The following is a 23,796-nucleotide window of genomic DNA, read 5'->3' on the forward strand; positions in this document are numbered from 1 at the left end:
CGAGGGTCCGCGGCACGGGCCGCAGATGGATCACGCGAGGCGAAAACCCGGAAAACCGTGTCAGGGGGTGCCGCGCGGCCCTAGCTTCTATCAATTGGCGGAGGGCCGCAAGCCGAGCATCATCGGAGAGGGCATGCTTCCAGCTGAAGATGCGGAAAGGCTTCCTCCTCGAAGCCTCTATCCGTTCTGGCTGATGCCTCGCTCAAGAAATCATGTCCCTCAGCGTCTCTCCAAATTCTTCCGCCATCGTCGGGTGTCCATGACGATTCGCTGCTGCGATTCCCGTTCTATACGCTTCGGCGGCCTCGTCATCGCGGCCCATCTCGCGTAACGCCGACCCCAGCCGACCCCAGCCATTGCCCTCGTCATCCGTCCCATCGAGATAGACGCGGAGCGCTTCGGCACCCTCCTCCGTGCGGCCGGAATTCAGGTACTCGAGCGCCAGCCCAAACCGAAGTCGTGAATCATCGGGACGGTTCCCGACCATTCTTTCCAGTGCGGCCAGGCGATCAGAGGAGGTCATCGCTTTCTCAGGTGGAATTAATCAGGGAATTGAAACGAGGTGACTGCCTCAGCCGTCGGCGAAGTCCCGCTGACAATTTCGATGAGGACCTCCATCTCCGAAGCCATCTCGCCCAGTCGGTGAGCCACTGAGAAGACATGAGCGAAGTCGAAGTACGCAGCGACAGCTTCTTCGTCCGCCGCGTGCGTCGTGACCACAAGCGATTCCATTTCGATTCGGAGACATTCTACTATGACCCACACAGTGGCCTCGACGCTCCGAACCTCAGCGAGTGTCGAGAAAGAGATGTCACCATCGAGCCGGGGCAGCAGCGCCTCGACACGGTCCCGCTCAGCGGCGGGTGCGAGCACGGCTCCACGACCGGGTTCCTCTCGTTCGAGGAAGACTCGCGCACCTGACCGGAGTGCGGTCAGTTCTTCGTAGTTGAAGTGCAAGATCACCGTGGGCTCCTTGTGAGCTTCTCCTTCCTTCTACTAATCGGAGGGTCCTGTTGTTTCTGCAAGCGTTCCATTCCGTCACGCTTGCGCGTGGGCGCCTGCTGATTCAACGGTCAGTGGAATCGAAACGTGGTGCTCGTCATTCACGATGACGTCGAACGAGTATCGACCGCCAACGGGGAACACGAGCCCGTCCATGTTCAGGACGTGTGGCACGAGGATTCCCGATGTGATGCCGAGAGGCCCGGATGACAGATTCATCTCCCCGTCGACACGGACCACCTGCTTTCCATCCGGCGCCTTGAGCACGATTCCGACTTTGTGCTTGCCGACCTCATGGACCCCCGCGGAGAAGCGCAGGACCAATGCCATTCTGGGATGGCGAGTCGGAAACGAAGATGTACCCAGACGATCGAATATGCCGAGAATGTTGAGCTTTCCGGACCCATCGACGGTTGCGGCGTCCGCCAGCAATGCAAGATCTACTTCCATCAGACAGCTCCCTTCTGAGTGACGAGAAGCCTCTCACCAAGAGTGATTCCGGCGAACACATCAATGAGGATATGCGCGGCGATCGGTGGCCAGAGGCTCCCCGAAGCAATGAATGCATAGGCCAGTACGCCACCCACGATCGTGGTACGAGCGATCCCTAACCAACCTTGATACCCATGCATGATCCCGAAGACCAATGTCGTCAGTACGACCGCTCCAGGAAGCCCGATCAACGGAGTCAACAAAGGGATCGCATATCCTCTATAGGCGAGTTCCTCTCCAGAACCAGCCGCGACGGAAAGGGCCAGGAAGAGACGTCGCTCCTCCGGAGAACGGGGAAGGAGCTGCCGAAGCAGCGGACTGTCAAAGCCCTCGGTCATAACTGTGATCTGGCGGAACGCGAACATGATCAACAGTGAGGCGAGAGTGACGCCCACCGTCCATCCGAGGAACTCCGACGGCGGGATCGCAACGAGACCTAGGGCAGCGGCGCCCCCCTCGCGCGTGCCTACGAACCAGCACGCCGTAGCAATGAGCCCGAGCGTGAATATCGAGCTCCAGTACACAGGTAGTCGCTCGATCTGTACGTCGCGGATGAGCGGGATCTGAGCGAGGGAGAACGTCGGCACAGCGGCCAACAACAAAGCGAGCAGGATCGCATCAACCAAGGGTACCTGCGCAGCGTAAGTCAGGCCAAGCAGTACAGTCCAGAACAGCACGACCGCCAACCCATTGACGACCCCGTAGAGGGTCACCGGGACTCCACGGCCGCGAGTCCGAGGCTCTCGATCTTCTCGAGTGTGAGGCGGACGTCGCCCCACGTCGTCGCATGATTCAAAATGCAAAGCCGTAGAGAGTACAGTCCTCGGAGGCGCGTGGACGACATCATGGCCACTTTCGAGCCGATCACTCCCGCCTGTACCTCTATGTTGATCGTCTCCAGAACGGCGTCATCGAGTCCGCACCCCTTCGGGTTCACCCGGAAGCACACCACGCCGAGAGAAGCCGGATTCGCCATCTGGAGCACAGCGGAAGCCCGCACATAGGCCTCCGCCTCCGCCGCGAGCTCGATCCCCTTGCTGATCGACCGCCGGAAGGCAGCCACCCCGAAGGTCTGTATCGACATCCAAACCTTCAGCGCGCGGAAGGACCGCGTGAGTTGAAGTCCGCGGTCCCCGAAGTTGGGGTGCTCGGATCCCCACTGCGCATCCTGCAGATAATCCGGATGTACTGTAAAGGCCTCTTCGAGTTTCCGGACATCCTTCACCATCAGGCATCCTGCCTCGAACGGCTGGAAGAGCCATTTGTGTGCATCCATGGCGATCGAGTCGGCGCGATTCAGTCCGCGAAACAGTCGCTGCCCTTCCTCGCAAAGAATCGCAAAGCCGCCATACGCGGCGTCGACATGCATCCAGATGCCCTCAGCTTCGCAGAAGTCGGCCATCTCCTCCATGGGATCCACGGCACCCGTGTTCGTCGTGCCGGCGTTTCCGCAAACCGCGATGGGCGCGAACCCAGCGGCACGATCCTCGGCTACCATGCGCCTCAGGGCATCTATATCAATGCGGAAGAACGGATCGCTCGGGACCTTCCGCACGTGCGCAGGCCGCACGCCCACGATCGTCGCAGCCCGGCTCAGGGCGGTGTGGCTCTGATCGCTCATGTAGACGGTAGCCCGCTCCGGGGCGCCCGCCGCTTCACGTGCGGCGACGAAGGCGTCGAGGCTCGCCGCAGAACCTCCGCTCGTGAAGAGTCCACCCGCCGTATCCGGATAGCCGAGCCAGTCCCGAAACCAGTCGAGGACGACGACCTCGAGCTGGCTGGGGCCACTCGCTCCGAGCCAGGTCCCCTGGAAGGTGTTGTACCCGGCAGCCATGTAGTCAGCGAGCACACCCGGCCAGGTCGGCGAGGAAGGCACGAAGGCGAAGAACCTCGGATGGTCGACCCTGCCCGCGATCGGAAGAATCTCTCGAGCGGCTCGCTCAATGACCTCTTCGGGCGGACGTCCCTCCTCCGGCGGATCCTCTCGCATGAGAGGCTCGAGCTCGGCGCGAGACCCTCCGAGCCATGCGGCTTCATCCGGCAGGCCCTGAATTCGGTCCACAACGATCCGTGACACCTGGTCGGCCAATTCGAGCATTCGTTCCGGGGTGAGCTCAAGCTCGCTCCGTGGGCCATCTTCCGTCGGCGAGGTCATGCCGATAATCTTCCTTTCATGTTAGCAGAAACCAGTACCCGGAACGGCGTCACATATCGTGTCCTCGACGCGATGGACGCCCCACATACGGGCCGTATTCTACGCCTTCGTCTGCAGTCCGGCGAAGCGCCTTCCATCAAGTCACTCAAAGGCTCGGAACTCGTTGCGATTTCGCAGGAAGGTGATGAGTGCCGCTTCCTTATCCTGGGCTTTGCAGTCTTCGGCGGCAAAGCCAGCAACGACCGATTCGCGCGCACTGGACGTATCGACGTCCACGTTGAAGAGCTCGGCCCGGCGGGCCCGATCGGCCTTCGCTGGGAAGTCGCCAGCTAGGCGTTCCTACTCGTTCGCTCGAATGCCGGGCGGCTCCGTATTGAAAGTGTCGAGGAACCAGTCCCGATACTCGTCCGTCCGCCCAGGGTTCTGGCGTGCCCAATCTGCACGACTCACCGCAAATTCCCCCGGCCGTGCAGTGAATATAAAGGCGTCCAGGAACCCGGCCTCCTTAGCATAGGCCAGCTCATCGAGCGGACCAAACGGCTGCGTGTCGAATACCGTCCGCCCCAGGATCCAAGCGTCCGCAGCACGTGAAGTGATCTCACGCTCGAGCGTGTACCCTACCGCCGTCGGGGCGGTGGGAACCCAAAGGGACTGCCGGCCCATCGTCGACATCAGGTGCATGTGTCCGTAAAGCTGGTAGACCAGTGACGCATCGCCGCCGCCTAGCGAGAGCTGAAGCGTCACTGTGTCGTTACTGACCAGCATGCCCTCCCAAGGGAACACCTCCGCCAGAGTCGATTGAGTGATGACCCAGAAAGACGGGTCGTCGCTGATATTGGCCTGTTCGGCGGTCACCCATTCATTGACGACCTTCATCTCTTCGTAATCGGCCCGAATTCGGGCCCCGGAATGGATGATGATCGGCCGCGGACGGGGTAGCGTCGGCTCGGCCGCCGCGCACGCTCCCATGACCGCCAGTATCATCATAAGTCCAACACGGACAAGCAGTTTGCGCACCATGATACGGCGAGGAGCCGTGAGGGCGCTGCGATCGGCCTGGGGCCGGAATATCTTCAACCTTGACACTGAGGGTCCCGTGATCCGAATTGGTGTTACTGCTAACATATGCTACGTAAGGATAGTACCGTGCAAAGCACGCTCAATGACGACGTACGCAAGTTTCGCGCTCCACAGACGATGACACCTGATGAATTGGGCGACAGCCTCGCTCGACTCGTCTGGGAGAGCTTTTCAGATTTCGTCTCGAAAGAGGACGTCGAAACGCCGCTCGAAGACTTCGCCGCCCTATATGACGACGATGGGATCGCGCACCACACAGCCGAGGAAGCTTTGATCTTCTTCATGTGGGCGCATACACGTGGCGTACAGTTGGCATTTCTCGGACGCGCTCCTGACGAGCGCATCCGCGAAGGCCTCGATGCGCTGCACACCGCCGTCTTTGAGGACATGGTCGACAACGGCACGCCCAGGGTGCAGGTGCCGCTCTTCGAACAGCTCGTGAGCGCTCGCTATGCCGAATACCATCAGGCTGCCGCGCAGTCTGACAGAAAGCTCGGAACCGCTGTGTCCGCACATCTGCTCGGTGGAGTGATTCGTGATTCGACGTCTGCCGCGATTCGCGAGCGAGCGGTTGCAGTCGCCAACCCACTCCGTGATTTCCTGCAAGATGTGGAGCTGATCGAGGCCTAGGTCAGCTCCCTGCGCCTCGCCACTTCATCATTTCGAACGGAGACCGGCAGCCTCGGCACCAATAGGTGCTCACGGAAGCGTGCGACCCGAACGCGTTCATGATCTCCGTTTCGCGCTGGTCACAAAACGGGCATACCGGTTCGGTCGGAAGCGAATCAGGCGCCTCTTCACGGCGGTCGTCCCGGCTGAACGATGACGCTCTCGTCTCAGTGCCCACTTTCCCCTTCCGGGATGGCGGATCAATGGCCACGGCTCGTCTCGTCCTACTCGACGAAGAGCGCGCGATTACGGTCGCCGCGCGCCCGCTCGATCGCTTCATCATTTGGCTGCCCCATCGTGCGGCCCCGAGTCTCGTCCCAGTCGGCGGAAGCGTCGACAGAATCAAGGTCAACATCGACAAGCTTGGTGAACTCGCCGACACGGTCAGCGAATGCCGCAAGGCGCAACTCACGGTCCTCCAGGACACCCGCGTCAACGAGAGCGCGTGAACCGGCATCATCCGCTCCAACCCAGGCCACCATCGTCGGTAGCATCGAGTGTGTGGCGGCCGTCAGGAGATCCTTCGCCTCCCCACCGGCAGCCGCGAGGCGCTTGTACCAGGCGGCTCCGAGGCTCGCGTGAAATTCCTCCTCGGCAAGCATCTTCCACACCCGATTCCGCGCAGGCTCGAAGGCTCCACCCGCAAAGGATCTCAAGACCGAAGAGATGCCGCCATCTACCAGGACCATGGCAGCCACGACCGCGGCCCAGTCCGCCATTTCTTCGTCGAGCGCAGCCACGGACGCATACTCCGAAGCCTGGCGATCATGCTCCATCGGCACCGGATCCTTGCCCAGCCCCTTGAACATCGAGTACAGCAGACGAGCGTGCCCCCACTCGTCCTGCGCCATCGAAGAAGCCGCGATCCCGGTCTCGATCGAAGGGGCACCGATAGTCCAGTCAGAGTATCGGATCCCCATGAGTCGCTTTGAGTCCGCGAGTGTCAGGATCAGGCGCTCTAGCGCAACCCGGCTGGTCTCGTCCAAGGCGTCTACATTCAGGGGCTCGGTCATACGTCGGCCCTTCGAGCGTTTGCGAACACGCCCTCATCGCGGTTCACGGGAATAATCGCGGTACGTTCTACGACGCACATCTCGAACCACTTTTCCTCGTCGTAGGTCTTCCACGCATACACGCGCGCGGTCTCGTCGTCGAACGCATCGATGTATCCGATGTGCACGAGTTGATCGCCGCGGTCTTTCCGGGTGAACACGTCGTAAACGACCTCTCGCATCATCTCAGATTCTCTCTTCGGGTCAGCGAATCGACTCGGCACGTTGTTCGGCTCAAACGCCGATCCCGAGCAAGCGAAGCTTTTCTCGACCCTCTTTTGTGATTCGTTCGTTGCTCCACAGCGGGTCCCAGACTTCTTCGATCTCCACAGAGTCGATCCACAACTCCGATTCGAGACGGTCCGTGATATCCTCGCGGATGAATTCCATGCACGGGCACGCCGTAGCCGTGAACGTGAGGAGCACACGTGCCACTCCCTTCTCGACCTCAACTCCGTAGATCAGCCCCAACTCCGGCAGGCTGATCGGAATCTCCGGGTCGAGCACTTCGTTGAGCGCATCCCACGTCGCCTGCAAAACATCAGCGGGCATCACGGTCAGGGGCACTGACCAGATATCGCGTCCGCCGCTCTTGTGGACTGAGATGTGCGACGGAAGGCCGACGTCGAGACGACGGACAACGGGCAGTTCGGCGACACTCATGCGCCCGCTCCGGTCGCATCCATCATGGTCAGGCGACTTTGCCGTTGAACCAGCGCGAAACGTCCATGCGAGAACGCTGGACCGACTCCACGTAGATCTCGTTCATCGGGCCACGACCCTTCCAGCGAGCGAAAACGTCGTCCCAGCTGATCTCGCCCTCGTCGAACGCCCAGCGCTTCTCGGCGACGTCGTACTGACATGGGAACGGATAGTCGAGTACGTACTCACCCTTCACGGTGTCGAAGTGGGCAGGCGCCTTGAGTCCGAGTTCTTCACAGAGCGGGACGGTGGACGCCATCCAGACCTGCCGGAGCTGATCATTGGTCAGGCCCTTCAGCTTGTAGTCGAGCTGACCCGAGTGACGCTTGCGATCATCAGGGAGCCCGAACCACTCAATGGTCATCGGGAACATCCAGTCGACCGACTGCTGAACCATCTCCTTAGCCTCACCACCGGCCTTGGCCAACCGGCGCATCCACACCTCACCGTGCCGCAGGTGGAACGTCTCCTCCATATCGATCTTCACGAGCGCTCTCTTGAGCGGCGCGTATGACGTGTTCTGGTAGACGTCCGACAGAAGCGTGATGCCGGCTCGATCGAAGAACCCGTTCGCGACGACGAGGTCAGCCCAGTTGTCGAGCGGCTGGTCGAATCCATAGGGATGCTTGAACTCGTGTGGCTGCCTGCCGTACACGAGCTGCTCCTTCGACTCACCGATGTCCTCTAGAAGACGGTACGCGATGTTCGCGTGAGCCAGCTCGTCCTGGATGATCGCGTGGGCGGACACCTGCGTGTTGGTCGACGGGGCGTGTCTCGCCGCCATCCAGTAGGAAGGTGCGCTCATGAGCTCGGTATCGGCTTGCACCGTCAGCTGCACGCGAAGAGCCTTCCGATATCCCTCCGTCATGTCTTCGGGTCCTTCGACCATGTATCCGTCGTTGACCTTCTGCTTGAGCTCGTCTTCGGTGAATGGGCTCATGACTTCCTCGCGCGTATGACACTTTCGTCACGACAGACGAAAGAGTGTAATAAATGTATTCAGCTAGTCGCTGGCCTCAAGGGCTCAGAACGGTCAGAGCCCGAGAGATGCACGAATCAGCGGGCTGATCCGCTCCGGGGTCCACGGCGGATCGAAGGTCAGCTCGACCTCTGCGCGCTCAACGCCATCCACGCCCTCGATCGTCGTCTTTACGTCCTCGACAATCTGCCCCGCGACTGGGCACATGGGAGAGGTCAGGGAGATCGTCGCGTGAACGTCTGCCTCGGTGATCTCGATGTCGTAGATCAAGCCCAAGACCACCAGATCCAGACCCAGCTCTGGATCTTTCACAGTCTTCAGCGCGGTACGGACGTCCTTTTCGGTGACTGCCATTGTACTCATCCGCCTGTTCGCAGCGAGGGTTCACAATCCGTCGGTCCGAGGCGTGCGTTCAGCCCTGCCAACGGGGACGAGAAGATAACTAGATGCGCGGAGGGGTGACGCAGGTGTCACGGCCGCACTCACGTCTGACCGATCTGCACCTGTGGTCGGCGTCAGCTCCAGTTGACCGAGAAATTTTGTCAGCGCGTTTCACGAATTCGACACAAATCAATCCACGATAGTGGGCGCGACGGTACTGACAGTATCGCGATGAGTGTCGGTCAGAGCCACAAGCTGCTCGTCCCGACCGAGCACAATCATCTTGGACTCATAGGTCCGGTCTCCATCCTCACCCAGCGCAGGTGCGCGCGCTGAGATCCCCGGCCTTTCCTCTCCCACGAACGATCACTCCGGTCACCGGTCCGGCATCTACCCAAGCAGTCGAACCGTATCCCTAGCGAGGGTTCTAGGAGCGCAGACGCCGCGCGAGCGCCCTTACCGGTGCACGCCGCTCTCCCGTCGTACATACTTCCGAAGCATCCGTGGGCCAACCTCTGCTCCATACACGTTCCCGAAGGCATCCACGGCCACTCCCTCGGCTGCGCTAGTACCGGAGTTGTCGGGATCCGACTCAGGATCGGGAATGAACGCAGTCACGAAGCCTGTGCGCGCAGACCCGATGTAGATCCCACGGCGCCACCCGGCGTTTCGGCCCGTATTCGACTCCGAGTCGGCTGAGTAAAGCACGTCGTTCTCGTCGATGAATAGACCGCTTGGGCGACCGAACTGGTGCCACGTCTCGAGGTGCTCCCCACCCTGAGTGAAGATCTGCAGCCGGCTGTTGGCCCGATCGCCGACGAACAGCCGACCTTGCGAATCCATGGCAAGCGCATGTGGGTCCTGGAACTGCCCATTGCCCGTGCCTGTCTCTCCCCACTCCATGAGGAAGTTGCCCTCCTCATCGAACTTCACGACTCGGTTGTTTCCGTTCGCGTGGTGCCCATCGACCACGAAGATGCTCCCATCCGGAGCGACGAGCATGTCCGACGGTCGGAGAAACTGCGTGCGGCTGTTCCCCGGATTGCCTTTCTCTCCGAGGCGCATGAGCACTTCACCCTCGGGACTGAATTTTATGATCTCATGCCCTCGGCCCGCGGGCTCAGGACCGTATCCCACAGCATCCGCAATCCAAACGTTGCCCTCGCGGTCCACATGTAGTCCATGCGGCCAGTAGATCATGCCACCGCCAAAGCTCGTCATCAGGTTGCCGTCGAGGTCGTAACGCAGAATCGGATCGACGTTCGAATCGGCACATGAGTTAGCCCCACAACGATCAGCGACCCAGATCGACATCCCGTCGGGCGCCGGATAGATCGCACTCGTCGAGCCCCAGGTTCGACCATCTGGAAGCTCAGCCCAAACCCCGGCCACGGTAGCATATGGGTTCGGCGAGACCATCTGGGCGGTCCCTTCGGCCGGAAATTGGCAGAGCAACAGGGCGGCAAGTGCAAGTCCAGTCATACCGTGGCGCGGAGCGAACATCGATGAGACTCCAGTCATGAATCAAGCTGAGGGCCTCAGGTTGTCATCCTCTAGGCCTCCGCGCCAGCCTGAATCGACTCGTCGTCGGCCCCCGCCGAGTCCCCGCCCTGTCCCGCACCCTCCAGTCTCCCGAAACCCGCCTTGAGCAACCAGAGCACGCCGGCGATCACGAGAAGTAAGGCCATCCACCTCATGAGCATGACGCCGAAGGAGACGTTCAGCACCGGAGCAGAGAAGTCGTATTGAAGCAGCGCCCCACCCCTTTCCAGCATCCAGTGCCAACCTGTATGGGCGAGAAGTGCCGACAGCGCCACGACGCCCATGACCGGGGGCAGCCAACGCCTGAACAGGAGTTCGAGCACCGGGATAACGAGCGCGAGCACGAAGAGTTGACCGAACTCGACACCGAGGTTGAAAGACAGCAGTGAGGTGACCAGGTGGGCACCCGCGAACTGAAGAGACTCCGACAGCGCAAAAGAGAAGCCAAATCCATGGACCAACCCGAAGGCGAAGGCCACCATCCACCGATTGCGAAGCGTCGAACCGACAATGTTCTCGAATGCCATGAACACGATCGAGAGCGCAATGAGAGTCTCGATCAGCGGAGGAAACCACAGCGCGTTAGGCGCCATGCCCAGGGCCGCCGCGATCAAGGTGATCGAGTGCGCCACAGTAAAGGCCGTTACAATCGGGACGAGGGCCCGGAAGCGGCGAATCGGAATGACCAGACAAAGCAGAAACAGGAGGTGGTCGATTCCGTCCAAGATGTGCTGGAATCCGAGGACGATGAACCGCCACGCCGCCTGGTGCCATCGTGGATCGAGCCGCACGAGACCGGGGAGGCCGGAGAACTGGAACGCCCGCTCGGCTCCCCCAGCGGGCTGGAACCGGAGCACCGTTATGGTCCGAAGTCCGAGATGCCCCAGACCTGACTCGATTGAAAAATCAGACTGCTCAGATTCGATAGGCCACTCGAGGAGAACGTCCACCATGGCCTGTTGAGGCGGCAACTCAATGCCCGCAGGCAGCACGCCCGATCGTAGGTTGGCAAGCGCCCGGTCATAGGTAGCAAACGCCCTGTCACCAGGGCTGGATACCCGGACTTCTGTCGCAGTGGGGCGACCCAGGTCTTCGCCGTTCTCGAGCATCGAGACGTAATCCGTGATCCACAGGTCGACTGCCTCTCGGACCATCTCGCCAGATTCCACAATCGAGAGGTAACCCGGCCCCTCTACCGGAAACTCATAGTCTCGGAGAGATGCGAGAGGTGCCCGCAGCAACATCCGCAGAACGCCGGCCTCCGGCCTGACGAAGGCTTGGATCGTCACATCCGACGGAATCTCGTGAGCCTCTCCCGACCAGGTAGGGAGTAACAGCACGAGTGCAACAAGGACCGCGGCGACGCGGCGGTTCGGAGGAATCACAGACATGGCCGCGAAGCTACCCGTGCCCGTAACTCAGCAACAGGATTGCCGAGCCGCGATTGGCGGCGTAGCCTTTCCTTCCTTGCGGGGCACGGCGTCCCGCTCGCCCTTCAGGAGAACGGTGATGGAGAAGCGTACTCTGCTCCTCGGCGTGGGTCTCGTGGCTACGATTACGGCGCTTGCCTGCGCCTCAGAAGCCGTCGACAACCTCGGCGCTGATAATGTCGGTACCGCGGGCATGGCCCCCATGTTCGAGGTCGATCCTTTCTGGCCCAAGCCTTTGCCGAATCACTGGATTCTCGGAAACGCAGTCGGCGTTGGCGTAGACTCCCGTGACCACGTCTACATCATTCACCGTGGCGCAATGTCACTGAACGAGCGGACGGAAATGGGCTCCGGCACGAACCCGCCGACCAGCGAGTGCTGCACCGCGGCACCTCCGATCCTTGAGTTCGACCCGGAAGGCAACCTGATCAATGCCTGGGGTGGCGAATCCACTGACGAATATCAGTGGCCGGCATCGAATCACGGCATCTCTATCGATCCGAACGACAATGTCTGGATTGGCGGAAACGGCGCGGGCGACAGCCATGTGCTGAAGTTCTCGCGCGACGGCGAGTTCCTGGCCCAGTTTGGGATTCCGGAGCAAGGTGCGAACAGCATGAGCACCGAACACTTCGGGCGCCCGGCCAAGATTTCGTTCAACATGACTGGCGACGAGGCTTACATCTCTGACGGTTATCTGAACAAGCGCGTCGCAGTCATCGATGCGAACACCGGTGAGGTGAAGCGCTTCTGGGGGGCCTACGGCAACGAGCCGAGCGACGAGGGCACCGGACGCTACGACCCCAACGCCGAGCTCATCCAGCAGTTCCGGACTCCGGTGCACTGCGCGGAGCCGTCTGAGGATGGACTCGTCTACGTCTGCGATCGCCCGAACGACCGTCTCCAGGTATTCCAGACCGACGGGACATATGTAACGGAAACCCGTATCGCTCCGGCCACGCTGGGCGACGGATCGACATGGGATATCGCGTTTTCTCGTGATCCCGCTCAGACCTACATGTACCTAGCCGACGGCAAGAACATGAAGGTCTACATCATGGATCGGCAGAGCCTCGAAATCCTCACGAGCTTCGGCGACGGCGGTCGTCAGCCGGGGCTCTTCTTCGCGGTGCACTCCATAGCGACGGACTCTCAGGGCAACATCTTCACCACAGAGACCTACGAAGGGAAACGCGTCCAGCGCTTCGTCTACAAGGGAATCGGTCCGGTGTCGGCCGAGAACCAGGGTGCGCCATGGCCGGTGGGCGACTAGTCAGAAACAGCAAGCCCTAACCCGAACGGGGCGCGGTGGAGTGACTGCCATCGCGCCCCGTTTGTCGTTGTGCCTTGCTCTGGCCCTGAGGCCCGTCGGGGCGTCCCACGACAGTGTCACCAATGGCGGTGACAGCTTCTCTAGCTCCCTATCAGCCTCCCCGGGTCCGCCCATGCCCGCCCCGGGATCTGCCTTCCCCTCCAGGATCAGGCCGCTTGTCGGTTCCACAAGCCGAGGTAGTTTTCTGGCTATCACCCAATGAAGGTCATCTTTAGCAGGAGATCCAATGCGCCGTTTTTCCACCCTCCCCGTGCTGTTGATCGCCGTCGCCGCGTGCGGCGGCGAGGAAGCCATGAACCAAGCTGCGTCCAGTGAGATGGATGTGGCCTCCGGGGACCCGCTTGAGTGCTATCTGGCCCGAGGCACCATGGCTGAGGCAACGGAACGCCCGAGTCCACTTCGCGAGACCGACTTCTCAGTCGGCGGCCACGATGGCCTGCTCTGCTACGGAGCTCCTTCCGCTCGCGGTCGTGGCATCATGGGCGAACTGGTCGTCTACGGTCAGCCTGAGCGTATCGGCGCCGACGAGCCCACCACGATCCACCTCTCCGGCCCTGCGTCGGTTGGTGGCGTGGATCTCGAGGCGGGCAGCTACTCGATTTACGCCATCCCGGCAGAAGACGAATGGCAGTTCTTTATCAACTCGAACTGGGAGCGGTGGGGCGTTCCGATCGACGAGAGTGTCCGTGCTTCCGAAGTGGGTGTCTTCAGCGCACAGCCTGAGCACATCGACGAGTTCGTCGAGACTCTGACGTACAGCTTCGTGCCGATGGCCGAGAACACGATGGGTGACGTAGTGCTGCAGTGGGAGAACACGCAGGTGAAGTTCCACGTGCACCCCGGTGCCTGACCGGTACCGTGCTGGTGAAGTCAGAGCTGGCTTAAGGCCAACCTGAGCAGTACAAGCGAAGGGCCCTCGACCTCACGGTTGGGGGCCCTTCTTTCTAGTCCTCACGCTGCATGACAACAGTCCTAATCGGATACGGGATCTCGATGCCCTCCGTGTTATAGCGCTTGTGAAGGCGCTTGATGAACTCATGCCGAATCGGAGCCTGGCTCCGGATCTCCCGCACCATCATCCGAGTCTCGAGGTTGATGCTCGAATCTGCAAACGTGTGGAATACCACAACAGGGTCCTCCGTGCTGATGCCGCCATCGATCTCCTCCAGCACTTCTTTGGCGACCTCCATCGTGACCCGCTCCACCTGATCAAGATCGCTGTCGTAGCTCACGCCCACCTCGATGCTGACCCAGAGGGAGGTTCTCGGAAAGCTGAAGTTCTTTACGATCGACGACGCGAGGAGCGAGTTCGGCACCACGACCAGATTCCCGTCCGGAAACGTCTGGATCGTGGTGTTCCGACCCTTCACGTCGGTGACCCAACCCCGCTCCCCTGAGCTGAGCTGGACAAAGTCCCGCGTCCGCACCTGTCGTGACAGAATGATCTGCACGCCCGCGAACAGATTCCCGAGGGTATCCTGCAGCGCGAGAGCGACGGCCAGTCCACCGATTCCGAGGGCGGTGATCAGCGGGGTGATGTCGATCCCGAGGTTCTGCAGGATGATGAAGATTCCGAGTACACCTACAGCACCACGGGCCAGGCTCACGACAAGCGTCGGTGACCCGATGGGACCCTGGGCTCCCTTCGACAACATCTCAACGACGCCGCCCGTCAAACGCATTCCACCAACAGCGACCGAGCCGATCAGCACCACCATGAGACCGCTGCTCATGAACGCCGCCATGCCCGGTGGAACGTCGCCAACCGTGCTCGCGAGATAAATCCCGGCAGCCGCCAGCCAGACAGTGGGAAGCCGCTTCAGCGAGTCGACGACAAGGTCGTCCCATTTAAAGCGCGTGTTCTTCGCGAGCACGTGCAGACGGGCCATCACGAGGCGTTCGACGATATAGCCGAGCAGGAGTCCGCCCAGAACGAAGACGCTGCGCTGCACCCAGGGATCCTGGAGGAATTTTGTCATGACTGGATCATGTGGTAGTTCGGATCGCTCGGCTCTGCAGAAGTCCTGGAATAGGCACGACTAGCCCTCCAGGATTCCTAGTGAGAACTTCGCGCGTCGTCGCATGAAAGTGAGGGAACCCCCTCCGACTCGCGTAGAGGGTTGGGGCGTGATCGAGCGGCAGGGCAGACGTGTAGCACCGAAATCACAATGCGACATAGCGCCGTACGGAGCCACGCCCAATTGCCCACTGAACGTGACGGAGGTAAAAGGATCCCTCCATTTTGCCAGCTGTCCTCTGGGGCCGGATGGCTCGTCTCTCGAGCCCACGCCACCATCGCGGCAGCGTGGCGGCCAACCCACAGACTCAGACAGTTCAGGACCGAGTGGGTGTTACTGCCGATGACGCGGACCTCGACGTGGAAGTCCTCATAGTGAAGCATGGTCGCGCATGCGCATTCCGCAATGTCATCCGGCCAGATCCTGGACAGCAACTTCAGGTCCTCCGGAGAAATGGTGTCGGATCGGAGTGATCCGTGAGCCACACGGACCCATCCAGCAGCAGGTAAGCCGTGTCATCCTCGCTGTCACTCTGCTCGATCAGAATCTCGCCGGGCCCGAACACTCGCTTCTCCCCTTCAGTACGAAGTGATTCGCGCTCATCGGGTGTGAGATATCGGAACGGGATGATCTGCTGGAGCATGGTCTTCGACCGCTGAAGCCAGAGGGGCTGAGATGCGGAAGAATAGGTGCCAGTGGCGGGGTGGCGCACCCGAGTCGTCTTGATTTTCTTCCGGGCAATGAAATTGAGATCGATGGCCACCCGCTGGGGTGCCGGGGTGGCCCTCACCTTGTTTGCGGGACTCGCGCACGAAGCACTTGGCCAACAGACGCCGAGCAGTTTATCTGCTGACATGTCCCTGGGGCAGACCGCAGCTGAGGCTTCTGGGATCGTGGATCTTCAAAGGCTCTCCGGGCCAATCACGTTCGACGGCTTCAGCGATGAGGCGGCATGGCAGGACATCGAGCCGCTATCGTTGACGATGTACGAGCCGACCTTTCGAGGCGCGACCGATCGACGCATCCAGGTGCTGGTTGGATACGACAGCGTCGCTGTCTACATGGCGGGGCGCTTCTATCATGACGACCCCGATGAGATCCGTGCCTTCTCTCTGACACGGGACCGCTGGAGTGGTGACGACGGGTTCGGGATCCTGTTCGACACCTTCAACGACAACGAGAACGGCGTACGCTTTGTCGGCCTCCCTCTCGGGGCGCGAATGGACATGACGGTCACCGGCGGTGGCGCTCAAGGAGACAGTGGTGGCAGAGGCGGGTCAGGTGGTGGCCCGCGCAGCAGCTCATGGAACGCTTTCTGGGACCTCGAGACTCAGGTGACTGAGGAGGGATGGTTCGGAGAGATCCGCATCCCCTTCTCATCTTTGCGCTTCGAGACCGAGGCCGATGGCTCGGTCGTCATGGGCATGATGGCCTACGCGTACGAGCCAGGTGAGGCGTCTCGTTGGACGTTCCCTGCTATTCCGCAGGACTTTCCCTATACCCAGATCTCCGCTTGGCAGGACGTACGCCTCGAGGACATCCAATCGTCCAGTCCGATCTACGTGATGCCCTACGCCCTGACCGGTGGAACCCGAGCCTCGGTTCTCAACGAAGCCAGGGATGAGTGGAGCTACGAAACCAGAGAGCAGTACGAAGTCGGCGGCGAGGTGAAGCTCAATCCTACGCCGAACCTCACGCTCGACCTGACGGTCAACACGGACTTCGCCGCCGTCGAGGCAGATCAACAGCAGGTCAACCTCACCCGTTTCTCACTCTTCTTCGACGAGAAGCGCCCGTTCTTCCAAGAACGTGCAGGCATCTTCGGCTTCGACACCGGTGCAGACCGGGGAACGCTGTTCTACTCGCGCAGAATCGGCCTCTCCGAGGATGGCGCTCCGGTCCGCATCTACGGCGGAGCCCGTATGGTGGGTCGCATCGGGACATGGGACCTCGGCTTCATCAATATGCAGACACAGGCCTACCTGACCCGTGCCTCTGAGAACTTCGGGGTACTCCGACTGAAGCGACGGGTGCTGAACGAGAACTCGTTCATAGGGGCGATGTCGACGAGTCGGATCGCCGCCGACGGCCGTTACAACGTGACGTACGGAACAGACGGCCTCTTCCGGCTGGGCTCGGACGAGTACTTCACGCTGAAGTGGTTGCAGACCTTCCAGGGAGGCGATGCGTTCCTCGATGCGGCGCCATCGGGCTCCGGCGCAGGACGAGTCGTCTTCGACTGGACCCGTCGACGTCTCGGCGGGCTCAGCTACCAGCATTCCTTCACGTACTCCGGCGCAGGATACAATCCAGGCATCGGCTTCGAGTCGCGGCAGAACTTCACCCGAGGCCAGAGTGACTGGAACTATCAGTGGTTCCCCAACGAAACGTCGACCTGGCGGAGGGTCTGGGTCGGGGCCAAGAACAACCTCTGGGCCCGCAACGCAGACGAGGAGGTCGAGACCGGATTGATCTCACCCTTCATCCAGCTCGAGACGAAGCCCGGTATCACTTTCAAGCTGGCCGCAAACTCGCAATACGAAGATGTGGTGGAGGACTTCAATCTCTCCGACGGGGCCACGATCCCCCGAGGCTCCTACTGGTTCACGGAAGGAGAGGGCCAGTTCCGTGCCCCACGCGGATGGACCGTTCGACCGAATCTCACACTCACTGGTGGTCAGTTCTTCGACGGCACGAGGGTCGCCATCGGCTCCAACCTGTCATGGAGTGTCAATCAGCACCTGGAGCTTCAAGGTGGATGGGAGTGGAATCGGATCGAGTTCGAAGATCGCATGCAAAACTTCGACTCAAACCTCTTCCGGTTGACTGCCCGCGGCGCCGTCAACACGAAAATCTCCGTGGATGCGTTCGCGCAGTACAACTCACTTAATGACCAACTGGCCATGAACACGCGATTCCGGTACAACTTCCGCGAGGGTCAGGATCTGTGGTTCGTGTGGAACGAGGGCCTCAACCTCGAGCGAGAAATTCTCGGGGTGCCCACGCTCCCACTTGAGAGTGCTCAGGCACTGACGCTGAAGTACACACACACTTTCATTTTTTAGTCCCGTGTCCCTCGAGCAAGAAATCGCTAGGCGCCGCACCTTCGCCATCATCAGTCACCCGGATGCCGGAAAAACTACGCTGACGGAGAAGCTGCTCCTTTATGGCGGTGCGATCCGCACCGCTGGCTCGGTCAAAGGACGGAGGGCGGATCGGCATGCGACGTCCGACTGGCTCGAGATGGAGCAGGAACGTGGAATTTCGATCACCGCGAGCGTTCTGCACTTCGACTACGAAGGCTTTCGAATCAACTTGCTGGACACCCCGGGGCACCAGGATTTTTCGGAAGACACGTACCGGGCGCTGACGGCCGCCGACAGTGCGATCATGCTCCTCGACAATCGGAAGGGTGTCGAGACGCAGACACGAAAACTCTTCAGCGTCTGTCGGAAGCGACGGCTGCCGATCTTCACCTTTGTGAACAAGTGTGACCGCGTCGGAGAGGACCCCCTCGGGCTCCTCGACGACGTGCAGGTTGAGCTCGGCATCGACTGTTTCGTGTCGACATGGCCGGTGAGAAAAGACGGACAACTCATCGGCGTGTACGACCGCTCGCGGGAACGTGTCTGGCTGTACGAGAAGACTGACGACCATGGGAAGTCGCGACCGAACGCGACGCTGCTCGAACTCGAAGCACCTGAGCTCGAAGCGGAGCTCGGGGCCAAGGCCGTCGACCAGTTGGCCGAAGAGATCGAGCTGATTTCCGTTGCGGGAACACCCGCCGATCTCGACGCCGTCGCTCGAGGTGAGGCGAGTCCGGTCTGTTTCGGGAGCGCGCTCACAAATTTCGGGGTCGATGTTTTCTTGGAGCGATTCCTCCAGCTGGCACCGCCACCTGCGGCCCGCGAGGGATCCGAGGGCACGATCGACCCCGTCTCTCATCCGTTCTCCGGGTTCGTCTTCAAGGTCCAGGCGAACATGGACCCACGACACCGCGACCGCGTCGCATTCCTCCGTGTGTGCTCCGGCCAGTTTGCCGAGGGCACCGAGGCCGTCGTCTCTCGAAGTGGGAAAACGATCCGCCTGGCCCAGCCTCAGGAGTTCATGGCTCGAGAGAGAACGCATAGCGACGCCTTCGCGGTGGCAGGGGATGTCGTGGGGCTCCTCGACCGTGGATCACTCCGGGTGGGCGATACCGTCGCCGTAGGGGGCCAGATCGAGTACGCAGGTGTCCCCCGCTTCAGCCCCGAGCACTTCGCCCAGATCCACATCGAGGACGCACTCAAGCGGAAGCACCTCGACCGTGGGCTTCGCCACCTCGCGGAAGAGGGCACGATTCTTCTTCTGTTCGCGCCCTCGCTGACTGGACCGGTGCCGATCGTGGGCGCAGTCGGCGTGCTGCAGTTCGACGTCCTCCTGGACCGGCTGCAACGAGAATACAGCGTCACGGCACGCCTCGAACGGCTCCCCTTCCATTGCGCTCGATGGGTGACCGGACCGGATGCCTCCATCGACAAGGTGGCAAATGCCTATGGTCGGCGTCGGGTCGAGGACGCTGACGGGGCTGAACTGATTCTTTTCGACAACGAGTGGACGCTCCAGCGCAGTGTCGAACAGGAGAAGGAACTGACGTTTTACGACGTCCAGCCGCGGAGGCCGGCGGGCGCCTAGTATTAGCCCCGCTGCCGCCGACGCTTCAGGAATCCGATAGCCGCCGGGACGGCGACGAGCCATAGTAGCCAGGACAGGCGCTCTCCCCAGCTGAGCATCCTGAAATACTCCCACGTCAGCCACGGCAGCGTGGCCACCATTCGTATCGGCGATCCGTTGTGGTAAGGCATGCGCCGCTCAACGACGAGAACCGCGCTCCGCCGATTGGCGTGGAGCACTTCATCGATGACCTCGCCCAGTTCCACGGGTGCCATATCCGGCCACCCTGGAATGCTCATCACACTCCAGGACGCCACGGTACGCCCCCACCCGTGAAGGTTGGCCCCGCCTATCAGTGCCAGATCGAATGAATCGGCAGCCGCAATGATCTCGGCCCGCTCGGCTCGGACCTGCTCCAATCCTCGGGGCGAGCCGTCGTTGATCTCGATGCCGATCATCCCAGAGGGAGTCTCCTCCGTTAACGGGATCAGATACTTCAATGGCCCCGGCATCGTGTAGAAGAGTGTTGGCGGTCGCTCACCTCGCGCGTGGGCAACCTCGAGTGAGTCGGCCTCCATGTATACACTGTCCGCATCGAGTGCGAAGAGATAACGATCCCGGGCGCCGAGGGCATTCGTTGGCCTCAGGTGAATCCTGATTTCCGCGCCCTCGAGAATGACGGTCCGCTCACCCGCTGTCGCCGGATTGTTCGCCGCCGACTCGTCGAACCCCTTCCACGTGTAATGATCCGTCACGTAGGCCGCGTCAAAGCCACCGGCCTCATGCCACCCCCGATTACCATCGGCAGCGAAGAGGCTCCAGCCGTCGTGAGAGTGGAGAGTGTGGGAATGGAAATCGATGGATAGCAGGTCTGCGTCGGCCAAACGCATTCCGGTCATCGGGCGAGGCAGGACCATGGCCGCCAGGTAGAATCCGAAGAGCAGAACGAGGGCTATTCCGGCGCGCGTGACCTCTTTTCCAATCCGGATAGGAAGCGCTGGCGGACGTGAGAGGGGCTGTATCCGGGCACGGCTGAGGACTCGCCAGCGCAGCGAGACATACAGAAGGACAAGGGTTAGCAGCACGGCGTAGTGCTGGGTCAGCGTCAGCAGAGAGAGCGTGTCCCAGGCCCCGAAGAGCGGGGCGCCGAGGAGGTACGCAATGGGTCGCGTCTGGTGCGCGAAAGACACCGCGGACCCGGTGACTGCGTCCTGCAGCGGGGACACGGACAGGGCGGCCGACACGACGAGCACAACAGCCAAGGCCAGACCGCCCCAGCCAGGGTGGGCTCGCACCCAACCTGATTCAACACCTCGTGAAATCTGCGACCTGTGACGCGTCACGTACCTTCCTCCAACGCCTGTTGTGGCATACCGTTTCGTCGCTTGTTCATCGACCCTTTTGAAGCAGCTGATTCCGACTCCGTCCGGGCCACGCGGCCTCGCTGAGCTAGCGGTCCTCGCGCTACCCGGCGCGGATACACTCGCGGTATCCGGGCAGGAGCCCCTCGGGCTTCAAGGCGCCAAGCTCGTGGGTGCCCGGTCCGGCCGGCACAAGCCGCCCAGCACAGAGAAGCTCGATGAGGCAGTCGAGGGCTGCGTGCGGACCGCCCGAGGACAACCCGCTAAACGCCTGACCTGTTAATTCAGCAAGGCGGGGCGCATGGTGCACCCGTCTGTCGTGAGTCAGGGCCTTCCGCCAGACACAACGGCCAGTGGAATATCTCCAAAACCCCTGCGCTGTGGATTCTGACGGCCACGGGTCTCAGCTCGCACATTCTCGCTCGCGTGCTCAAAGAGTTCGGGAAAGGTCACAATGCCGTTCCTATTGAGGTCGGCTTCGCCCCGAAGCCCCTCGAGAAGTAAGTGCGTGAAGACTCCGTGCCCGTCCCACCTCTCACCTTCATGTGGGGGGCATTCTCTAGGTGCCTTCACGCAAGCGCTCCAGCGCAAGCTGTGCATCACGATGAGTCGAGTGGATTTCCAGTGTGGCCTCATAGTGCTCGATGGCCTGCCCGAAGTCCTGTTCGTCTTCGTAAGTAACGGCTCGGCTGAATTCGATGGTCGCCCGAATTGGAATCTCTTCCACTTCGGGTCGTTGCGACGGAGCCGTGAGGTTCAGCGCCTTTCCGAAGTCGTCCGCGAGATCGACGACGACCGAGAAGAGCTCATTAGTGGTGGCGGACTTCTTCATGGCCGTAAGGACCTCAGAGGTTTCCACATCCACCGCACGAATGTCCATACGGAGGTTGTCGACGATGCTAGTGACGGCACCGAGCAGTACATACTGCATGCCCAGCAGCTTCCCGATCTCGACCGCTTCTTCGACTCGGCCCGAGTAACTCAGGTCCATCTCGCGAATCAGATCATTAATTCGCTGACGCTCGACAATACGAATCCCCTCACGCGAGCTGAACTCCGTAGCGAGCATTGCAGTCACGGCCTTGCCCAGCTGCACCGATGCGCCGCCCTCACCCATCATGAAGCTCTCAAGGTCCATGACACCCACGGTCGGGATATCCTGGGCTGCGACGGGTGCAATGGCCACGATGAGTAGCGAGGCCGCGAACGCCGCCGGCAGCACTATGGGGGGAATACGCATCCGGTTCTCCAAAGCAGGGACGAAGCCCTGTGAACATCACTCGGAATGGCAAGAAAGGCGGGCAATATGGACATTTGTCCTTTGTCCACCGTTTCAGGTCCTCCTACACCTTAGGGTAGTACCAAAGGGGGCGCGACAAGATTCACCATGGTTCACTGCCTCCCGTTTTATCTTGACAAATGTCCGCCGCCCCCTATTAGCTTGGCCATGATTCACCCCCCCAGAGAGCTTTTTCGCTCTCTATTTTCTGTTCACTGTCGGACTGGGCTTCACCGCACGGGCGGGATTCCGAAGGTCGCATAGGTCGACATTTCCCAGCTGGAGCGATAGATCGCGGCAGCGCACGAGGCCGGAAATAAGACAGCGCGCAGCTATCCCCTTCGGATCCCTGGAGGGAACGAGCACTTCCCGAAGGCGCGCGCCTACTTTGGTTCGAGTAGACACTCCCGTCGGCGCGGACGGCAGTGTCCTCAGCATGGACTTCAGGGGCACCATGCGTTGGGGGGGGGCAGGAAAGAGTTCCCCTCATGCCCTGATCGCTTCAGGCGCTTAGAATGGGCGTCCAGCCCTTGGGTCGGCTGCCCTTTTTTGTCCCATTGCCCAGCCGAAGCACGCTATGTCCGAGATTCGCCGTATCGCCGTCAACACAGGTGGCGGAGACGCCCCCGGTCTGAACGCCGTCATTCGTGCGATCGTCCTGACGGCCGAGCAGTACGGGTGGGAAGTGCACGGAGTTCGCAATAGCTACGACGGCCTGTTCGAAGAGGACGGGGTCGTGCGACTCGACCGACGTGCCGTAGCCGGAATCACGCACCTGGGTGGCACCATCCTGGGCACGACAAACAAAGGAAATCCATCCCGATGGCCGGTGAGGGCAGACGACGGATCTGTCACGTATGAGGATCGGACCCAGCAGGTCGTAGACGAGTTTGCCCGACGAGAGATCGACGCGGTGATCGCCATCGGGGGAGACGGGTCACTCGGTATCGCTCAGCAGCTCGCGGAGAAGGGTTTGAAGATCGTTGGCGTGCCGAAAACCATCGACAATGACTTGGCCGCCACGAACCTCACGTTTGGCTTCACGACCGCGGTCGAGACTGCAACGGATGCCATCGGGAAGCTACACTCCACCGCGGAAGCCCATGAGCGGGTCATGGTGGTTGAGCTGATGGGGCGTACTACCGGTTGGATCTCACTCTATGCAGGCGTCGCGGGCACCGCCGACGTGATTCTGATTCCGGAGATTCCATATGACATGGAGTCCGTCTGTCGGAAAATCGAAGCGCGGTACACCAACGGACCCAAATTCGCCATTGTGGTGGTCGCCGAGGGCGCCTACGCCAAAGGGAGCGAGCCCCTCTTCAAGCAGACCGCCGGGGGCCAGAAACGACTCGGGGGCATGGCAAGGCTCGTATCAGACGAGATCCACGAGCGCACCGGTCGCGAGACCCGTGAGCTAGTTCTTGGGCACCTGCAGAGGGGTGGTGGGCCCAACGCATACGACCGGCTGCTCGCGCTTCGTTTCGGAGCGGCAGCAGCTCGGCTTGTCGCAGCAGGGCAGTTTGGAACGATGGTCGCCCTGGACCTGTCCCAAGTCCTCGCGGTCCCCCTCGAAGACGCGGTGGCGAAGATCAAGGTGGTTCCCCTCGACTCCGACGTCGTGGAGACCGCGCAATCGCTTGGGATCTGCCTCGGCGATTAGCACAA

At 61.1% G+C, this 23,796-nt stretch carries 25 protein-coding genes; 7 read left to right on the forward strand and 18 right to left on the reverse strand.

The window, feature by feature from the left end; all coding sequences use genetic code 11:
- Positions 1-202 precede the first annotated feature (202 nt).
- From OSA81_04865 to OSA81_04885, 5 genes are all read right to left on the reverse strand, one after another.
- Entirely contained in the window at positions 203-523 is a 321-nt protein-coding gene (locus OSA81_04865; GenBank protein ID MDE0898329.1) for a tetratricopeptide repeat protein, read from the reverse strand.
- Positions 524-540: 17 nt separating this feature from the next.
- Positions 541-963: a hypothetical protein gene (locus OSA81_04870; GenBank protein MDE0898330.1), complete on the reverse strand. Its 423-nt coding sequence runs from the start codon at positions 961-963 to the stop codon at positions 541-543.
- 75 nt (positions 964-1,038) lie between these two features.
- Positions 1,039-1,452, reverse strand: coding sequence for a hypothetical protein (locus OSA81_04875; GenBank protein MDE0898331.1), 414 nt, complete (start codon positions 1,450-1,452; stop codon positions 1,039-1,041).
- The gene (locus OSA81_04880; protein ID MDE0898332.1) at positions 1,452-2,207 is read right to left on the reverse strand and encodes a type II CAAX endopeptidase family protein; all 756 of its coding nucleotides are present in this window, start codon (positions 2,205-2,207) and stop codon (positions 1,452-1,454) included. Before OSA81_04880 ends, OSA81_04875 begins: the two co-directional genes overlap by 1 nt.
- The gene (locus OSA81_04885) at positions 2,204-3,649 is read right to left on the reverse strand and encodes an aminotransferase class V-fold PLP-dependent enzyme (GenBank protein ID MDE0898333.1); all 1,446 of its coding nucleotides are present in this window, start codon (positions 3,647-3,649) and stop codon (positions 2,204-2,206) included. The genes OSA81_04880 and OSA81_04885 overlap by 4 nt, the downstream gene beginning before the upstream one ends.
- A gap of 18 nt (positions 3,650-3,667) precedes the next feature.
- Between OSA81_04885 and OSA81_04890 the strand changes: the two genes are divergently transcribed.
- Positions 3,668-3,982, forward strand: coding sequence for a hypothetical protein (locus tag OSA81_04890; GenBank protein ID MDE0898334.1), 315 nt, complete (start codon positions 3,668-3,670; stop codon positions 3,980-3,982).
- Between the two features lie 6 nt (positions 3,983-3,988).
- Here OSA81_04890 and OSA81_04895 read toward each other — a convergent pair whose 3' ends face one another.
- Positions 3,989-4,636, reverse strand: coding sequence for a hypothetical protein (locus tag OSA81_04895; protein ID MDE0898335.1), 648 nt, complete (start codon positions 4,634-4,636; stop codon positions 3,989-3,991).
- Positions 4,637-4,795: 159 nt separating this feature from the next.
- Here OSA81_04895 and OSA81_04900 point away from each other — a divergent pair, with 159 nt between their 5' ends.
- Positions 4,796-5,359: a hypothetical protein gene (locus tag OSA81_04900; protein MDE0898336.1), complete on the forward strand. Its 564-nt coding sequence runs from the start codon at positions 4,796-4,798 to the stop codon at positions 5,357-5,359.
- 263 nt (positions 5,360-5,622) lie between these two features.
- On the opposite strand, the gene OSA81_04905 is transcribed toward OSA81_04900, so the two are convergent.
- The 8 genes from OSA81_04905 to OSA81_04940 all read right to left on the reverse strand — a co-directional run bounded on the left by OSA81_04905 (position 5,623) and on the right by OSA81_04940 (position 11,445).
- Positions 5,623-6,411 (reverse strand): phenylacetate-CoA oxygenase subunit PaaI, encoded by a 789-nt coding sequence (locus tag OSA81_04905; protein MDE0898337.1) that lies wholly within the window; start codon positions 6,409-6,411, stop codon positions 5,623-5,625.
- Positions 6,408-6,635, reverse strand: a complete 228-nt coding sequence (locus tag OSA81_04910) for a hypothetical protein (GenBank protein ID MDE0898338.1) — start codon at positions 6,633-6,635, stop codon at positions 6,408-6,410. Before OSA81_04910 ends, OSA81_04905 begins: the two co-directional genes overlap by 4 nt.
- Positions 6,636-6,684: 49 nt before the next feature.
- Positions 6,685-7,113 carry a metal-sulfur cluster assembly factor gene (locus OSA81_04915; protein ID MDE0898339.1) on the reverse strand — a complete coding sequence of 143 codons (429 nt, stop codon included), beginning with the start codon at positions 7,111-7,113 and terminating at the stop codon, positions 6,685-6,687.
- Between the two features lie 28 nt (positions 7,114-7,141).
- Positions 7,142-8,092, reverse strand: coding sequence for a phenylacetate-CoA oxygenase subunit PaaI (locus OSA81_04920; GenBank protein MDE0898340.1), 951 nt, complete (start codon positions 8,090-8,092; stop codon positions 7,142-7,144).
- A gap of 93 nt (positions 8,093-8,185) precedes the next feature.
- The gene (locus OSA81_04925) at positions 8,186-8,494 is read right to left on the reverse strand and encodes a metal-sulfur cluster assembly factor (GenBank protein MDE0898341.1); all 309 of its coding nucleotides are present in this window, start codon (positions 8,492-8,494) and stop codon (positions 8,186-8,188) included.
- Positions 8,495-8,701: 207 nt separating this feature from the next.
- Entirely contained in the window at positions 8,702-8,872 is a 171-nt protein-coding gene (locus OSA81_04930; GenBank protein MDE0898342.1) for a hypothetical protein, read from the reverse strand.
- 96 nt (positions 8,873-8,968) lie between these two features.
- Positions 8,969-10,015: a peptidyl-alpha-hydroxyglycine alpha-amidating lyase family protein gene (locus OSA81_04935; GenBank protein ID MDE0898343.1), complete on the reverse strand. Its 1,047-nt coding sequence runs from the start codon at positions 10,013-10,015 to the stop codon at positions 8,969-8,971.
- Between the two features lie 50 nt (positions 10,016-10,065).
- Positions 10,066-11,445: a HupE/UreJ family protein gene (locus OSA81_04940; GenBank protein MDE0898344.1), complete on the reverse strand. Its 1,380-nt coding sequence runs from the start codon at positions 11,443-11,445 to the stop codon at positions 10,066-10,068.
- A 118-nt stretch (positions 11,446-11,563) separates the two neighbouring features.
- On the opposite strand from OSA81_04940, the gene OSA81_04945 reads away from it, so the two are divergent.
- Positions 11,564-12,757, forward strand: coding sequence for a hypothetical protein (locus tag OSA81_04945; GenBank protein ID MDE0898345.1), 1,194 nt, complete (start codon positions 11,564-11,566; stop codon positions 12,755-12,757).
- Between the two features lie 286 nt (positions 12,758-13,043).
- The gene (locus OSA81_04950) at positions 13,044-13,667 is read left to right on the forward strand and encodes a DUF2911 domain-containing protein (protein ID MDE0898346.1); all 624 of its coding nucleotides are present in this window, start codon (positions 13,044-13,046) and stop codon (positions 13,665-13,667) included.
- Between the two features lie 94 nt (positions 13,668-13,761).
- On the opposite strand, the gene OSA81_04955 is transcribed toward OSA81_04950, so the two are convergent.
- Positions 13,762-14,796, reverse strand: coding sequence for a mechanosensitive ion channel family protein (locus OSA81_04955; protein ID MDE0898347.1), 1,035 nt, complete (start codon positions 14,794-14,796; stop codon positions 13,762-13,764).
- Positions 14,797-15,271: 475 nt separating this feature from the next.
- The gene (locus tag OSA81_04960) at positions 15,272-15,598 is read right to left on the reverse strand and encodes a hypothetical protein (protein ID MDE0898348.1); all 327 of its coding nucleotides are present in this window, start codon (positions 15,596-15,598) and stop codon (positions 15,272-15,274) included.
- Between OSA81_04960 and OSA81_04965 the strand changes: the two genes are divergently transcribed.
- Both OSA81_04965 and OSA81_04970 read left to right on the forward strand, forming a co-directional pair.
- Positions 15,591-17,900 (forward strand): DUF5916 domain-containing protein, encoded by a 2,310-nt coding sequence (locus OSA81_04965; GenBank protein MDE0898349.1) that lies wholly within the window; start codon positions 15,591-15,593, stop codon positions 17,898-17,900. The two genes, OSA81_04960 and OSA81_04965, sit on opposite strands and share 8 nt — an antisense overlap.
- A 4-nt stretch (positions 17,901-17,904) precedes the next feature.
- Entirely contained in the window at positions 17,905-19,509 is a 1,605-nt protein-coding gene (locus tag OSA81_04970) for a peptide chain release factor 3 (protein ID MDE0898350.1), read from the forward strand.
- A gap of 2 nt (positions 19,510-19,511) precedes the next feature.
- Here OSA81_04970 and OSA81_04975 read toward each other — a convergent pair whose 3' ends face one another.
- A complete protein-coding gene (locus OSA81_04975; protein MDE0898351.1) occupies positions 19,512-20,831 on the reverse strand; it encodes a hypothetical protein in 1,320 nt (439 codons plus the stop codon).
- Positions 20,832-21,408: 577 nt separating this feature from the next.
- Positions 21,409-22,089 (reverse strand): hypothetical protein, encoded by a 681-nt coding sequence (locus OSA81_04980; protein ID MDE0898352.1) that lies wholly within the window; start codon positions 22,087-22,089, stop codon positions 21,409-21,411.
- Between the two features lie 616 nt (positions 22,090-22,705).
- Here OSA81_04980 and OSA81_04985 point away from each other — a divergent pair.
- Entirely contained in the window at positions 22,706-23,791 is a 1,086-nt protein-coding gene (locus OSA81_04985; GenBank protein MDE0898353.1) for an ATP-dependent 6-phosphofructokinase, read from the forward strand.
- The last annotated feature ends 5 nt before the right edge of the window (positions 23,792-23,796 follow it).

Source organism: Longimicrobiales bacterium, assembly GCA_028823235.1.
Lineage (GTDB): Bacteria > Gemmatimonadota > Gemmatimonadetes > Longimicrobiales > Gaopeijiaceae > UBA2589.